Origin of the sequence: Synechococcus sp. BDU 130192, assembly GCF_963876085.1 — a bacterium.
Classification (GTDB): domain Bacteria; phylum Cyanobacteriota; class Cyanobacteriia; order Cyanobacteriales; family MRBY01; genus MRBY01.
Window position 1 is genome coordinate 253,724 of the sequence record NZ_CAWNNO010000022.1, and the last position, 13,926, is coordinate 267,649.

Here is a 13,926-nt window from a genome sequence, read left to right on the forward strand (position 1 = left end):
TCCCATTAAAAAAGGAAAGTGCAGCAAAAAAGTCGTTAAGGAATCCACTGGGGTTGATAGCCCGGCAGCAGAGATTCCGGTGGAACAGGCTGAATTTCTGTATCTGTCTCCAATTCCGGGAGCGCCAATAGCCAAAGTCGGCCTCCTTCCACCGCCAGGCCCGTGGAAGTAAACAGATCACTGGTGGGGGTTGGTGGAGTCGTGACCACTTGATCGAAGAGGAGGGCAACCCCATCGGCAGCAATGCTCAAGCCCACATCCCGGTAATTCGGTAAAGCGAGGAGGGCGGTTTCTTCCCCCGTTTTGAGATTCAAAGCACTGAGAAAAGGTTCCTCAAGCACTTGGCCTGAGGTTTCATTTCGATCCAGCTTGAGGCAATACAAAAGTTCCGCCGCGCGGGGTTCAAAGCGACAATCAATAATCGGCGTGAGGGTGCGTAAAATTTCTGTGGCTTCTCCCTGGGCGTCAATGCGGTGGAGGGAGTAAACGCCATTGGCCTGTTTAAGAGCGATTTGTTGGGTTTGGTCGGGGGAAAAAGCGAGGAGCTTCGTAAATTCTTCCTTGGCTTGGACGGCACCACCATTACGATTTAGGGGAACGAGGGAGAGTTTATTTTGTTGGGAAATGGCAACAACTTCGGCATTGGGGGCGAGGAGAAAGTCATCGGCGGGAATCCCTAGGGCGCGGGGCTCGGCTTGGCCTTCAATGACCCACAAACTGCGATCGCGGGGATTCTCTCGATTTGTGCGCTGAATAATGATCCGTTCTCCATTGTCCGCAAGTTGAAAGGCCCCATTGCGATAGTCTGTGGCTGTTAAGACAGACTGAATGCGCCCGGCAGGTGGGGGGGTGGCGGTAGAGCCTTGGAAATTTAAGCCTGTGCTCACGGTATAAAGTTGTTGGTCGCCAATCTCAGCCTGGGCCGATCCACGGGGAATGGCAGAGAATAATAGGCGATCGCCTTCAGGATACACATCGAGATTAAGAACGATGAGGTCGGCTGGGGTGAGGACACTTTTTTCCTGGCGAGTCAGATTATACAAAATCAAGCGGCCCCGGTCAGTGCCGTCGGTGCCAATGTAAGCAAAGGCCCGGTCTCGACTTTTTACCCGACTCAAGAAAGGCACAATATTGGGCTTCTCTGCCGCTTCTGGGGTAGGAGCAGCTAGTTTAAATTGATAATCCTGGCCGTAGATGGGGCGTTCATCGAGGCTATAGAAAAATGTTTTGCCGACCCAACTCCAGCGGCCTGCCAGGGGTGGTTCAATGGTGAAATTTTCCGTGACGATAGCTGGATCGAGGGCCTGGTTAAAGGACAGTTGAAATTGTTCGTCCGTTACCCCAATTTGTTGCCCCTCCCAACTAAAGGCCTGCACTTGGGTGGGGGTGCGATCGCCAAATCCCCACAGCAGTGCCACCGCTAACGTAAGGCTAAAAAAGGCAGCGAGGACGACTTGATCGAAGCGTTTGAGGCGAAAAATATCCAAAACTGAAGAAGCCACGAAATTTTGCCACCTTGCATTTTAGCTCACCGTTCCCCATTCCCCGGTGCTAGTCTCCCACCCAGGTGTCCTGGCGCAGGGAAGCTTCAATAAAAGCATCGAGGTCGCCATCCATGACCCCATCCACGTCGGTTGTTTCGTGGTTGGTGCGCAGATCCTTGACCATTTGATAAGGGTGAAAAACATAGTTCCGGATCTGATTTCCCCAGGCGGCCTCCACCATATCTCCCCGAATTTCAGCGATTTCCTGGGCCCGTTGTTTCTGGGCAATGATTAATAATTTTGCCTTGAGGATCGCCAGGGCTTTTTCTTTGTTTTGTAACTGCGATCGCTCTTGGGTACAGCGCACAGCCACCCCCGTAGGTAAATGGACAATCCGTACCGCCGTTTCGACTTTATTGACGTTTTGGCCGCCCTTGCCGCCTGCACGGGATGTGGTGATCTCTAAATCTTTTTCGGGAATATCGACTTTAACAGCATCGTCTCCCAAAATGGGCATCACTTCCACCCCAGCAAAACTGGTTTGGCGTTTGCCATTGGCATTAAAGGGTGAGATTCGGACTAAGCGGTGGGTGCCTTTTTCATGCTTGAGATACCCAAAAGCGTAACGCCCGCTCACTTCGAGGGTGGCCGATTTTAAGCCTGCTTCGTCCCCTTCGGAAATTTCTGCCAGCCGCACCTTATAGCCTTGTTTTTCGCTCCAGCGGGTGTACATCCGCAACAGCATCTCCGCCCAGTCCTGGGCGGAGATGCCCCCGGCCCCAGAATTAATCGTCAGCACAGCACCGAGGTTGTCATATTCCCCGGAGAGCATCTGCTGTAGTTCCCAGCGGTTTAGTTCCTTCTGGAGACCATCAAGGTTTTCCATCGCTTCCGTGAGGAGGGCCGGGTCTTCTGCTTCGGTCAATAATTCGGCGATCGCCGCCGCATCTTCAAACTGACCCTGCCACTGTTGATACTGGGCTACGGTGCCCTTTAGCTCCGTTAGCTCTTGGAGAATGTCCTGGGCCCCTTGTTGATCCTCCCAAAATTCTGGCTGGGCCGCCTGTTGTTCGAGGTCAAAAATCTTCGCGTCTAAGGTTTTTAGGTCAAAGATAGTCCTGGGTTTTCCCCAGGTGCGCTTGGACAGTTTCGAGGAAACGCTTTAAATCGGTTAATTCCACCATAGATCTTTGGAAGTTGTGGCAAATACGCAAAAAGTACAGAGACAGCCGGCAATATCGGCAGATAATTATAACGAAATCCCTTGCTGGAAAAAAATGATCATCTCAAATTTCCGGCGCGATTCGCTAAAATAAAACCACCCACGCAATGGAAAAGTTGTCAAGAATACCCCGAAATGATAGAGTCTGCTGAATAATTGCCACTAGGCTACGGTGCACAGTCGAGATCAATTCTCTCAACATTTTGCTTTTGCTATTGTACGGAACTTTCCGGTGCTGTTTCCCCTGAACCTTCACATGTCCCCGTTACCTTTAAGCTGATTTTTCCTGTTTCCACTAACGCATCGCCATTAATTTAGACAATATGAGCATTGATTCTATCCGCCTACGCAACGAATTCATTAACACCCAGGTGATCACCCGCAATCGAGGGACGCGCCTAGGGGTCGTCAAGGATGTATTAGTGGACATTGACCGTCGCGAAGTTGTTTCCTTGGGGCTACGGGATAGTATTTTCTCGGTCTCTGGAATGCCCAAATATATGTATCTAGAGGCGATCACCAAAACCGGAGATGTCATTCTCGTTGAAGATGAGGATGTGCTGGCTGATGTGGATGTCGAAGCTTACAGTCCTCTGATCAACAGTGAAGTAATTACGGAAGCGGGTGAACCCCTAGGCCGGGTGCGTGATTTTCAGTTTGACCTCGAGAGCGGCACCGTCTCTTCGATCATTATCGCTTCCATTGGCTTGCCCCAAATTCCAGAACAGGTGATCAGCACCTACGAACTGCCCATTGAAGAAGTCGTGAGTAGCGGCCCCAACCGGCTCATTGTCTTTGAGGGGGCCGAAGAGCGCCTCAGTCAAATTAGTGTGGGTTTCCTCGAACGCCTAGGCATTGGTCGTCCTCCCTGGGAACGGGAACAGGAAGATATCTACTACGCGCCCACTGCCCGCCCGGAAAATCAACTGGGTACGGGGGTGCCCCTCCAGCAGCCAATTTCCCGTCCTGTGGAAACGCGCCAACCGATTAATACCTGGGAAGATGAGTGGGAAGAAGAGGCGATCGCCCCACCCCCACCCCAACGCCAGCAGGCCCGCGCCATGAGCTATGACGACTACGACGAAAGTAGCAACTGGGGCGACGACACAGCCTACGAGTACGAAGAACCAGCCCCTAGCTACCCCCAAGACGTCGCCGGTGACGTTTGGGACGATGACACCCTTGACGAAACTCCCTACCAACCTCCGGCGGTTAACATTCCGGAGAAAAAGAAAGAATACGAATACGAAGAAGAATCTGGCTATTAACCGCCAAACATGATTGTCCCTTGACTGCAAAGGCCGTAGCTTCAAGCCTACGGCTACTTTTTTTGTCTGTTTGGCCCTCCTGCTTTACGGTTATTTAGGCCAAAATATAATTTTTACTTATGAATTTTAAAACTTAAATCAAACAATCATGGCCCCAGAGTTGTGGCGGATTAACGTAACAGTTTGTTAAGCTGATACCAGCAAGCAATTTTATTTTCTTCACATAGGTACCCATCATGGACGACAAGAAATTTGGTTTCACCGCTTCTGCTGAAAACCTCAACGGCCGCATGGCAATGATCGGTTTCATCGCAGCGATCATTCTCGAAGTAGCAACAGGTCAAGGGGTACTCCACTTCTTCGGTCTCCTCTAAGTCTTTGCACTAACCTCTTCAATTTTCATTGTCAATCTCCGAGGGCTGGATACTATAGTTGGTATTCGGCTTTTTTTTGTTTAGGGCAGTATGGGGCGCGTTATTTGTTTCGTTATTCTAATCGGGCTTTGTTGGTGGGCAGCACCAGCCTACGGTGAGTTATGCCGTGTTTACGGAGAGCAACAAATTTGTTTGGTATCTCTGAAGCGCAGTGCAAAGTATTATTGGGAGTATCGCGCTGTATTACGCATTAATGGCAAAAAAATTCCGGTACAAAAGTTTGATTGCCTCCACAACCTCGACTTGGCAAATGATCGACGAAAGTTTGTTTGTAGCTTGATTCCACGACGGTAACTACCGGATTAAGGTTAGTGAAAGTCAGTTATTTGAGTCATTTAAATCAAGCCTAAGAATTATTTAAGGTAACTCTTCTTAAAAGAGAAAAAGCAGAATAATAAATATTATTGATTGGCACTAATCTCTTACGTTCGATAGATGATGGCCTGTTATTGAATTGTTATAATGAAAGTGTTGATTAAAATTGAAATAAGCTTCAAAGCTTTGGAAGATCGTCAATTTTAATCTTTATTGCAAGAAAGCGAGGTATTTCATTTTATGGATAAGGATACCCAAAATATTTCTGTTCCTGAAAACCTAAAACCTGAAGATATTAGTAGTGGTGAAGAGCTTGTGCCGGCAGAAGTCGCAGCAAGGAAAGCGCGGGAAGGCGAATTCACCCCAGACCCGAAACAAGAAACAGATAAGAGCGTTGATACAACGGCTGGTTATACAGTCAGTGAGCAGGGTTTAGTCAATAACTACGCGGTAACGCCTGAGGTTTATGAAGAGGAAAAGTCCTCGGCGCAGAGACGACTGGATTACACGATGCTAGGGGTAATTGCCTTAGCTGTGGGAGTTCTATTGATTGGTGCGGCCATTACGGTGAATCTCTTAGCTTAAAGATTTTACAGGCGTAGTGCTGAGCAGTTGATATACCAACTAGCTTTTGCTGAATGATTTCAAGATTCGCCAAGGGGAGGTAACTCCCTTATTTTTTTGTCTAGCGATTGGAAAAGAGAGTGAAGCACTTTCCGGTACAATTTGCCTGAATGTTGTATTGAGTTTGGGATGTAAACCAGTGGCCGCCATAAAAGATCGCTTAAGTTTGTGCATGATCGTCAAGAATGAAGCGGATGCCCTGGGGGATTGTCTCAAGAGTGTGCAGGATCTCGTGGGGGAAATCGCGATTCTCGATACGGGGTCAACGGATGAAACGGTGGCGATCGCCAAGGGATTTGGCGCGACGGTGGGCCATTTCAACTGGAATCAAGATTTTGCGGCGGCCCGGAACGAAGCCCTCAAGCTGGTGACGAAAGAATGGGTCTTGGTTTTGGATGCCGATGAGACCTTAAACTCGAAGGTAATTCCGGCCATCGAAGCGGCGATCGCCAAGCCTGATACTTTGGTTGTCAATTTGCTCCGCTATGAAATTGGCGCGAGTCAATCCCCCTACTCCCTGGTGTCACGGTTATTTCGCCGTCACCCCTCCCTAGAATTTTCGCGGCCCTACCACGCGATGATTGATGACAGCGTACAAACTTTGTTGGCCACAAAACCCCAATGGCAGATTACAGAGTTACCCCAGGTGGCCATTTTCCATACGGGCTATCAACGGACGGCGATCGCCAAATTAGAAAAGAGCACCCGGGCCAAATTGGCGATGGAGACCTATTACGAAGGCCATCCCAATGACCCCTATGTGTGCAGTAAGTTGGGGGGTATTTACTTGGGTGAGGGGTTACCCAAACAGGCCCTCAAGATTCTCAAGCAGGGTTTGAAATACAGCGCGAACGAAAGCGCCAACCTCCGCTATGAGCTTCATTACCACCTGGGTAATGCTTTCCGCCAGAACCACGAACCCGAAAAAGCGATCAAGCATTATCAACTCGCTGGGGAACAACCCCTCCAAGACAAGCTAAAAATTGGGGCTTACCACAACCTCGGCGCGCTTTTACAGACCCTCGGCAAACCCGATGCGGCGATCGCCCAACATCAGATCACCCTCAAAATTGATCCCACTTTTGCCCCTGGCTATTACAATCTCGGTTTGGCCTACAAAACTCTGGGTCGGGTGGGCGAAGCCATTGACGCCTACGAAAAATCCTTGAAATTAAACCCCCTCAATCCCTGGGCGCACCAAAATTTAGCCGCGCTCCTGTTCCGCATTGGCCAAATCGCCGAAAGCCAGAAATTCTTTAAGCAGGCGATCGCCCTCCATGAGACCCAAAATCCCGCCGAAGCCAAACGCCTCAAGCAAAAGCTGGCCCAACTCATGCACCAATAACCGAAAAAATTTTCCCCAAGCGCCGCAGAAAAATGTAGTACAATAAATTCTCGCAAAAGCGCCAACATAGCTCAGTCGGTAGAGCAACGCATTCGTAATGCGTAGGTCGTGGGTTCAAGTCCCATTGTTGGCTTTGACATTAATCGATGGCCAAAATAGTTAATGCCTGTTGTTCTGTCAGTCCGGCTGATTGCCCTGGGCTAAGGCAACTGCTGCCAAGGCATTCACACGACCGTAACCAAACCATGGGGAATGACCCTGGGCGTCATAGGTACCCAGATTTAGCTGCAATTGGCGATCGCCAGTTAAATCGACAATTTTTTCGGCTGTGGTTTGTAAAATCTCCCGCACGGCCCACCCCGTCAGCTTCGGATTCACTGACCAGACCAATGCCGCGACTCCCGCCACTAAAGCGGCAGCTTCTAAGGTGCTACCCTGCTGATTTAAAGCTTCAACCGGATCTATCTCGGCCCCCAAGTCATCACTAATTTCCGGTGGGACGGCGACCATGCCCTGTTCTGGTAGCCAAAGGGTTGGTGTACCTGGATTCGTTGGCCCACAAAGGCTAACGGCCTCTCCCCAGTTGCTATGGCTAGCTTTTTTATTCGCCTCAGTACAACCACTAACGGTCACAACTGCCGGATGATTACCCTTCCCGTCGAGCCAAGCGGTCGGCCCCTGAAAAAGTTGATTCGGCCAGTGACGTTCATAAATGATTCCGGCTAAGGGGCGATTGGCATCCCCGGCTCCCGTTACCAACAGACACCCTTGACCCCGGTTTCCCTGGGTAGCTGCCCGGTGGAGAGCTAAACTTTGCCGCAGGGAGAGAGGCCCGTTGATCGTCGCCAGTTGCCAAGCCAAAAGAATCACTGCGGCCCCCTGGGCGATCGCCGCTTCGATGACTTTTTCGAGGAGTGCATCATCTAAGTACTGGGGCAGTTGCAGGAGCAATAGGGTGCATTCTGGGGCAACATCGATCGCCAACTGAGCAATGGTATTACCCCAGGTCGTGGGCCGAATTTCTGGAATGGCACCATAGGGAGTTTCGCTTGTTGCAGCGGTTGGCTCGGCAGAATTTTCTAAATCGAGGTCAGGGGCCAACACGGCAATGGTCGTCTGGCGATCGCCTTTGGTCATTTGCCAAGCTTGGGGGATTTGAATGGCGTCTAGGTACCAGTGGCGGCCTTGGGGATTTGTCGCCAAGGACATTTGCCGCACCGCAAGGGGAAGCAAAACATTGGGTTCAGCGAGGGCGATCGCCGGATCTTGCTGGAGGATTTGGGTTAACCGGAGGGGATCGGGGTCAGTGTGCGCCGTTAGTTCATAAATAAACGTTTGATCGGCCCCCGGAAGCGGACGAATTTTTTTAAGGTAGTGGCGATCGCCAATCGCTTTTTGGGCTGCTGGGGAAACCTCCGGGGCGAATTGGAGGGTGATTTGCTGGGTCAGATAGACAAAGCCCTCAGCCGAGTCTGCTAGCTGATAAACCGGGTAAGCAAAGAGAATATCGGGATGTTGACACGCGGCCCTCAAGGAGGTGGCGAAATCCTCTGGCGGTACAAGAATTTCTTCGAATAAAATATCTGGCTGCCCCGATGGTAAGGGACGATACATTAATCCTGGAACAATATCGAGAAGATCCACATCAGAACTGCGAAATGCCACCAGGAGGCGATCCTCTAACTGATGAAGTAAAAGTTCCGTATGTCCCCGTTGTAAAATAAGACCTTGTTGCTGTGGTGTCCCCCCTGGGCGTGCCATAGGCCTAAGCTCTCCTTGTCTGTTCCCACTGTGGGATCAAGATGTACAACATAATCAGTACTGTTATTGTGTCAAAACAAGACTTGACGAACATTATGAATTTTATCGACCGTTTGATTCCACTCGCTAGTTTGGCAATGGGGTGTTCCTTGGCCATGATGCCATCCGTTTCGGCGCAGCCTGAGGCTGTCCAAGGGAGTAGCAGCGAACTCCGCCCCCTCCAAAGCAGCATCCTCAGTATGTCCGGGGCTTCCCAGGTAATGGATGAGGCGATCGCCGCCATTTCCGCCAAAGATTACGAGGTTGCCGTCTCTAAACTCCAGGAAGCGCGTCAAGTTTATAATCAGCTTTCTAATTTTCACCTAGATCTAGCCAATAGTTTCCAGGGTTTAGACAATTCTGTTTATGATACAGAGCGACGTTCGGCGATCGCCGCTGGGGAAATGCGCGACACCGCCACCTACCGTTTGGCCCTCGTCCACCGTGTCCAAGAAAAACCCGAATTGGCAGTGCCCCTCCTGATCCAGGTGATTCGCTCCCAAAGTCCTACCAGCGACCTCGGCGAAAAGGCCTACCAACAACTGCTAGAAATCGGCTTTGTCAGTCGCGAATTTACCCGGCCTAACTTCTAAAAAACGACGTTTAGATCGCTGCTTGACCCGGGCTCTCTCTTTTTGCCCGTTTGCTTGGGTGGCGATCGCCTCGACACGACGGCTTTGTAATTGATGTAATCGTGCTGTTTTAGTTTCTTAGGTACCACGTACGGCGATATAACCCGCTTCGATGCCTTGCAACAACTGGTCTAACGCTTGATACAGAGCATCACTCATGGGAGTTTTCCAGAGCCATTGATTGATCACCCTTGCATCCTGCTTGGTTAAAGTACCTGAAGAAAATACATGATCAATGGTTTCTAATAAAGGGTTCATTTGCTGACATTCCATGCTTCTCGCTTTAGCTTTGCCACCCGATTTCCCATGGAAACAAGGCCACAATTTCCTTAGATGTAAGATCAATTCAGTTTGTCAATAAGCTGAAATACTAAAAAAATTATCAAGGATAGCCAGGAACAATAATGTAATCACCCCCTAAATTCTCTACATTTCTCATCGGATCTTTACTTTTCTTAAACGTTTTTGTTACCGATCGTACTGTGAAGCAAATTATTTTTTACACAAAACCCGGTTGTCATCTCTGTGAGGGCCTCGCCGAAAAATTGGCCCAGGTGACCCAGGTAGAATTCCAACTCGAAATGCGCGACATTACGATAAATCCCCAGTGGTTTACACGCTACCAGTACGAAATTCCGGTTTTGTGTCTGCTCGAAAATGGTCAGGAAAAAGAATTGCCCCGTTTTCCGCCCCGCATGGCCGTGGCTAAACTCGAAGAAAAATTAGCTGGATATCTGGCTTAAACTTTATTACCCAGGTTTTTGGGGCAATCTCCCAGGAGACTCCTAAGGAAAAAGGCGATCGCCGCTAAGATAGAATACTTGTCCGTGACTGAAGCCAAGTTTCATGCCTGCTGCCAACCGTAACCCCAGCGCCGAAGACATTCCCAACGCAGATTATCGCCAGCTCAATCGGGAACTCCTCACACCGATGATGCAGCACTACGCAGACCTTAAGGATAAGTATCCCAACAATATCTTGCTCTACCGGGTCGGCGACTTTTTCGAGTGCTTTTTCATGGATGCGATCACCGTTTCTCGCGAATTGGAGTTGGTCTGCACCAGCAAAGAATCCGGCAAAGGCATTGGCCGCGTACCGATGACAGGGGTGCCCCACCATGCCCTCGAACGCTACAGCACCCAGCTTTTAGAAAAAGGCTATGGGGTCGTCATTTGTGACCAAGTAGAAGACGCCGCCACCGCCCACGCGGAAAAACGAATGGTGCGGCGGGAAGTGCAAAAGGTTTTGACCCCAGGCACCCTCACCGATGATGGGATGTTGCGAGCGCGGCAAAATAATTACCTCGCAGCGGTGGTGATCGCCGGCAACCATTGGGGGTTGGCCTATGCCGACATTTCTACGGGGGAATTTTGTACCACCCAGGCCCAGGATTTGGCAGCCTTAAATCTGGAACTCCTGCGTTTGCAACCTTCGGAGGTGCTCTATCCCAGCGATGCTCCGGATTTAAACCGTTTGATGCGGCCAGGCGATCGCCAAAAATTATTGCAAAACCACCTGCCTGCTTGTCTGCCGTCGGACTTTTGTTATGCGTTGCGATCGCCCAGGGAATTTGACCTCAATGAGGCGAAACCCAAGCTTTTGATGACTTTCCAGTGGCGTTCCCTGGAGGGGGTTGGCTGCGAACATTTACCCCTGGCGGTGCGGGCGGCGGGGGGACTCTTGGCCTATGTAGAGGAAACCCAGCAGGCCTACAAGGTGCCCTTTGAAAGCCTCAAAACCTACAGCATCGATGCCTTTTTGCAACTGGATCACCAGACGAGGCGTAACCTCGAAATTACCCAGACGGTGCGGGACGGCAGTTTTTACGGCTCCCTACTCTGGGCGCTGGATGTAACCTGTACCAACATGGGGGGCCGCGCCCTGCGGCGGTGGTTGTTGCAACCTTTATTAGATCCAAAGGCGATCGCCAAGCGGTTGGATTCCGTCGCAGAGCTGGTAGAGAATACAAATCTCCGCCAAGATATTCGTCAATTACTGAAGCAAATTTACGATTTAGAGCGGATTGCTGGGAGAATTGGCTCTGGTAGTGCGAATGCCCGCGATTTATATGCTTTAGCAGAATCTTTAACGAAATTAACCTACCTCGCTGAATTGGCCACCGAGGGGCGATCGCCTTATCTTCAGGCAGTGAAAGATTTTCCGCCGGAATTAGAAGCCCTGGGACAGCACGTTTTGCAATACCTGGTGGATTCGCCGCCGATTCACATCAAAGAAGGAGGTTTGATCCGGGATGGGGTCGATGAAAACCTCGATTTTCTGCGTCGCTCCCAAGTGGAAGACCGGGAATGGTTGGCGAATTTAGAAATTACCGAACGGGAACGGACGGGGGTCAGTAAGCTCAAAGTCGGCTATAACAAGACCTTCGGCTATTACATTAGTTTGCCCCGCTCCCAGGCGGACAAGGCTCCCGACGAATATCTGCGCAAACAGACCCTCGCTAACGAAGAACGCTACATCACCCCGGAGTTAAAGGAGCGAGAAAGCCGAATCCTCACTGCTAAGGACGACATTTGCAGCCTGGAATACGAAATTTTTGCCACCCTCCGCGCCAAGGTGGCCGAACACACCGACCAAATTCGCACCACTGCTAAGGCGATCGCCGCCCTGGATGTATTGACGAGCTTCGCGGAAACCGCCGTTTATCAAGGTTATTGTTGTCCTGAAATCACAACGGAAAAAACCCTAGAAATTGAAGCAGGCCGCCACCCCGTCGTCGAAAAATCCCTGGGCATGGGCCTCTTTGTGCCCAACTCCACTTACCTCGGCCGCACTCAGAATTCCTATCCTGATTTGATTATCCTTACTGGCCCCAACGCCAGCGGTAAAAGTTGTTATCTCCGGCAAACGGGCTTGATTCAACTGATGGCCCAGGTGGGCAGTTTTGTCCCCGCCCAAAACGCTGTAATTCCCATTTGTGATCGCATTTTCACCAGGGTCGGTGCCGTCGATGATCTGGCTACGGGCCAATCAACCTTTATGGTGGAGATGAATGAAACCGCCAATATCCTCAACCATGCCACCGAAAAATCTTTGGTTTTAATCGACGAAATTGGCCGGGGAACCGCAACTTTTGATGGCCTTTCCATCGCCTGGTCAGTATCAGAATACCTCGCCACAGAAATCAAAGCGAAAACAATTTTTGCGACCCATTATCATGAGTTAAATGAGTTGGCTTCATTATTAGAAAATGTCGCCAATTATCAAGTAACGGTTCAAGAAATGCCCGAAGAAATTATCTTCTTGCACCAAGTTCGCCCCGGTGGCGCTGACCGTTCCTACGGGATTGAAGCTGGTCGTTTAGCCGGTTTACCCAAGAGCGTCATTCAACGGGCAAAACAAGTCATGACCCAAATTGAAAAGCATAGTAAAATTGCCGTCGGCCTACGCAAAGGCATCCCCAAGAAAATAACCACTACCACGCCAGAAGATCCCCAAAGGGTGTCGGAACAATTAAATATTTTCAAAGTTTAAATTCTTTAAACATCAGACTTCCCTCGCTTGATGGCCCCGACAATATGGGAAAATTGAACCCGATAAAAATCTGATTAAATACAGTCCTTAGAGCTTAACTATCCATGAGCGATCGCCCCACCGTCCAAAATACTTACCGTAAACCTGTTCAGCAACTCGACCTGCCGCCCCGGCTCCTCCTCGGCCCTGGCCCCTCCAATGCCCACCCCAGGGTTTTAGCCGCTCTCGCTATGCCTCCCATCGGCCACCTCGATCCGAAGTATCTTGAAATTATGGAGGACGTCAAGGATCTCCTCCGCTACACTTGGCAGACCGCAAACCCCTTCACGATTTCTGTGAGTGGTACTGGCAGCGCCGCCATGGAAGCCACCCTCGCCAACATGGTCGAACCCGGCGATAAAGTCTTGATCGGCATCAATGGTTACTTCGGTCACCGCCTCGTGGATATGGCCAGCCGCTATGACGCCGAAGTGCATACTTTCTCCACTGCTTGGGGTAAGGCTTTCACCCTCGAAGAAATCAGTGCTGCCGTTGCCCAGCACGAGCCGAAAATCCTGGCCCTTGTCCACGCCGAAACTTCTACGGGAGCCAGACAACCCCTCGAAGGTGTCAAGGAAATTTGTGAAAAGCACGGCACGATGCTCCTAATCGATACCGTGACCAGCTTAAGCGGTGTGCCTCTTTTCCTCGATGAATGGGGCGTTGACCTCGCCTACAGCGGCACCCAAAAAGCCCTCGCTTGTCCCCCTGGCCTTGGCCCCCTGACCCTCAGCCCCCGCGCCCTGGATGTCCTGAATAATCGCAAGACGCCGGTGAAAAACTGGTATTTAGATATGTCCATGGTCAGCAAATATTGGGGTACTGGGAAACGGGTCTATCACCACACCGCCCCGGTTAATATGAACTATGCGCTGCGGGAAGCCTTGATGCTCGTCGCTGAGGAAGGATTAGAAGCCCGTTGGCAACGGCACCAGGAGGCAGCAGATCTCCTCTGGGCGGGCCTCGAAGAGATGGGGTTACAGTGCCATGTGGATCGTGAAATCCGTCTGCCGACCCTCACCACAGTGCGCATTCCCGATGGGGTCGATGGTGCTGCCGTGGCTGCCCAGTTGATGAAAGAGTACAACATCGAAATTGCTGGGGGCTTAGGGGATCTGGCGGGTAAGGTTTGGCGTGTTGGCCTGATGGGTTATAACGCCCGCAAGGAAAATGTGACGCTTCTGTTGGCTGCCCTAAAACAGGTTCTCTTTTAGATAGACTAGAAGCGCAATTTTTATTGAAGATCTAATGATTCTTTCGTTATCTATGGG

At 50.6% G+C, this 13,926-nt stretch carries 12 protein-coding genes and 1 tRNA gene; 9 read left to right on the plus strand and 4 right to left on the minus strand.

Annotated features, from left to right (window positions below; genetic code table 11):
* Nucleotides 1-35 precede the first annotated feature (35 nt).
* Nucleotides 36-1,502, minus strand: a complete 1,467-nt coding sequence (locus AACT35_RS08000; RefSeq protein ID WP_099240400.1) for a hypothetical protein — start codon at nucleotides 1,500-1,502, stop codon at nucleotides 36-38.
* A 49-nt stretch (nucleotides 1,503-1,551) separates the two neighbouring features.
* Nucleotides 1,552-2,665 (minus strand): peptide chain release factor 2 gene (gene prfB / locus AACT35_RS08005; protein ID WP_099240473.1). Its coding sequence is split into 2 segments (ribosomal slippage): nucleotides 1,552-2,592 and nucleotides 2,594-2,665, totalling 1,113 coding nucleotides; the frame shifts between segments, so codons are not numbered across the junction.
* Between the two features lie 364 nt (nucleotides 2,666-3,029).
* Here prfB and AACT35_RS08010 point away from each other — a divergent pair.
* The 5 genes from AACT35_RS08010 to AACT35_RS08030 all read left to right on the plus strand — a co-directional run bounded on the left by AACT35_RS08010 (nucleotide 3,030) and on the right by AACT35_RS08030 (nucleotide 6,825).
* Complete coding sequence (locus AACT35_RS08010) at nucleotides 3,030-3,974, plus strand: PRC-barrel domain-containing protein (RefSeq protein WP_012305824.1); 945 nt, start codon at nucleotides 3,030-3,032, stop codon at nucleotides 3,972-3,974.
* A gap of 236 nt (nucleotides 3,975-4,210) precedes the next feature.
* A complete protein-coding gene (locus tag AACT35_RS08015) occupies nucleotides 4,211-4,348 on the plus strand; it encodes a chlorophyll a/b-binding protein (RefSeq protein WP_012305823.1) in 138 nt (45 codons plus the stop codon).
* 615 nt (nucleotides 4,349-4,963) lie between these two features.
* On the plus strand, nucleotides 4,964-5,308 hold the full coding sequence (locus AACT35_RS08020; protein ID WP_012305821.1) for a hypothetical protein: 345 nt from the start codon (nucleotides 4,964-4,966) through the stop codon (nucleotides 5,306-5,308).
* Between the two features lie 211 nt (nucleotides 5,309-5,519).
* Nucleotides 5,520-6,692 (plus strand): tetratricopeptide repeat protein, encoded by a 1,173-nt coding sequence (locus tag AACT35_RS08025; RefSeq protein WP_254048066.1) that lies wholly within the window; start codon nucleotides 5,520-5,522, stop codon nucleotides 6,690-6,692.
* 60 nt (nucleotides 6,693-6,752) lie between these two features.
* A tRNA-Thr gene (locus tag AACT35_RS08030) sits at nucleotides 6,753-6,825 on the plus strand.
* 44 nt (nucleotides 6,826-6,869) lie between these two features.
* On the opposite strand, the gene AACT35_RS08035 is transcribed toward AACT35_RS08030, so the two are convergent.
* Nucleotides 6,870-8,453 carry a S8 family serine peptidase gene (locus AACT35_RS08035; RefSeq protein WP_099240403.1) on the minus strand — a complete coding sequence of 528 codons (1,584 nt, stop codon included), beginning with the start codon at nucleotides 8,451-8,453 and terminating at the stop codon, nucleotides 6,870-6,872.
* A 95-nt stretch (nucleotides 8,454-8,548) separates the two neighbouring features.
* Here AACT35_RS08035 and AACT35_RS08040 point away from each other — a divergent pair, with 95 nt between their 5' ends.
* Complete coding sequence (locus AACT35_RS08040; RefSeq protein WP_012305818.1) at nucleotides 8,549-9,085, plus strand: hypothetical protein; 537 nt, start codon at nucleotides 8,549-8,551, stop codon at nucleotides 9,083-9,085.
* Nucleotides 9,086-9,202: 117 nt separating this feature from the next.
* On the opposite strand, the gene AACT35_RS08045 is transcribed toward AACT35_RS08040, so the two are convergent.
* Nucleotides 9,203-9,382, minus strand: a complete 180-nt coding sequence (locus AACT35_RS08045) for a hypothetical protein (RefSeq protein WP_143592280.1) — start codon at nucleotides 9,380-9,382, stop codon at nucleotides 9,203-9,205.
* A gap of 224 nt (nucleotides 9,383-9,606) precedes the next feature.
* Between AACT35_RS08045 and AACT35_RS08050 the strand changes: the two genes are divergently transcribed.
* The 3 genes from AACT35_RS08050 (at nucleotide 9,607) to AACT35_RS08060 (ending at nucleotide 13,869) form a co-directional block, all read left to right on the plus strand.
* A complete protein-coding gene (locus AACT35_RS08050) occupies nucleotides 9,607-9,867 on the plus strand; it encodes a glutaredoxin family protein (protein WP_099240406.1) in 261 nt (86 codons plus the stop codon).
* 103 nt (nucleotides 9,868-9,970) lie between these two features.
* Nucleotides 9,971-12,616, plus strand: a complete 2,646-nt coding sequence (mutS, locus tag AACT35_RS08055) for a DNA mismatch repair protein MutS (protein ID WP_099240409.1) — start codon at nucleotides 9,971-9,973, stop codon at nucleotides 12,614-12,616.
* 104 nt (nucleotides 12,617-12,720) lie between these two features.
* On the plus strand, nucleotides 12,721-13,869 hold the full coding sequence (locus tag AACT35_RS08060; protein WP_012305815.1) for a pyridoxal-phosphate-dependent aminotransferase family protein: 1,149 nt from the start codon (nucleotides 12,721-12,723) through the stop codon (nucleotides 13,867-13,869).
* Nucleotides 13,870-13,926 lie beyond the last annotated feature (57 nt).

Coding starts and splice junctions, on each gene's coding strand:
- AACT35_RS08010 (WP_012305824.1), top strand. CDS start 3,030: ATGAGCATTGATTCTATCCGCCTACGCAACGAATTCATTAACACCCAG.
- AACT35_RS08015 (WP_012305823.1), top strand. CDS start 4,211: ATGGACGACAAGAAATTTGGTTTCACCGCTTCTGCTGAAAACCTCAAC.
- AACT35_RS08020 (WP_012305821.1), top strand. CDS start 4,964: ATGGATAAGGATACCCAAAATATTTCTGTTCCTGAAAACCTAAAACCT.
- AACT35_RS08025 (WP_254048066.1), top strand. CDS start 5,520: ATGATCGTCAAGAATGAAGCGGATGCCCTGGGGGATTGTCTCAAGAGT.
- AACT35_RS08035 (WP_099240403.1), bottom strand. CDS start 8,453: ATGGCACGCCCAGGGGGGACACCACAGCAACAAGGTCTTATTTTACAA.
- AACT35_RS08040 (WP_012305818.1), top strand. CDS start 8,549: ATGAATTTTATCGACCGTTTGATTCCACTCGCTAGTTTGGCAATGGGG.
- AACT35_RS08045 (WP_143592280.1), bottom strand. CDS start 9,382: ATGAACCCTTTATTAGAAACCATTGATCATGTATTTTCTTCAGGTACT.
- mutS (WP_099240409.1), top strand. CDS start 9,971: ATGCCTGCTGCCAACCGTAACCCCAGCGCCGAAGACATTCCCAACGCA.
- AACT35_RS08060 (WP_012305815.1), top strand. CDS start 12,721: ATGAGCGATCGCCCCACCGTCCAAAATACTTACCGTAAACCTGTTCAG.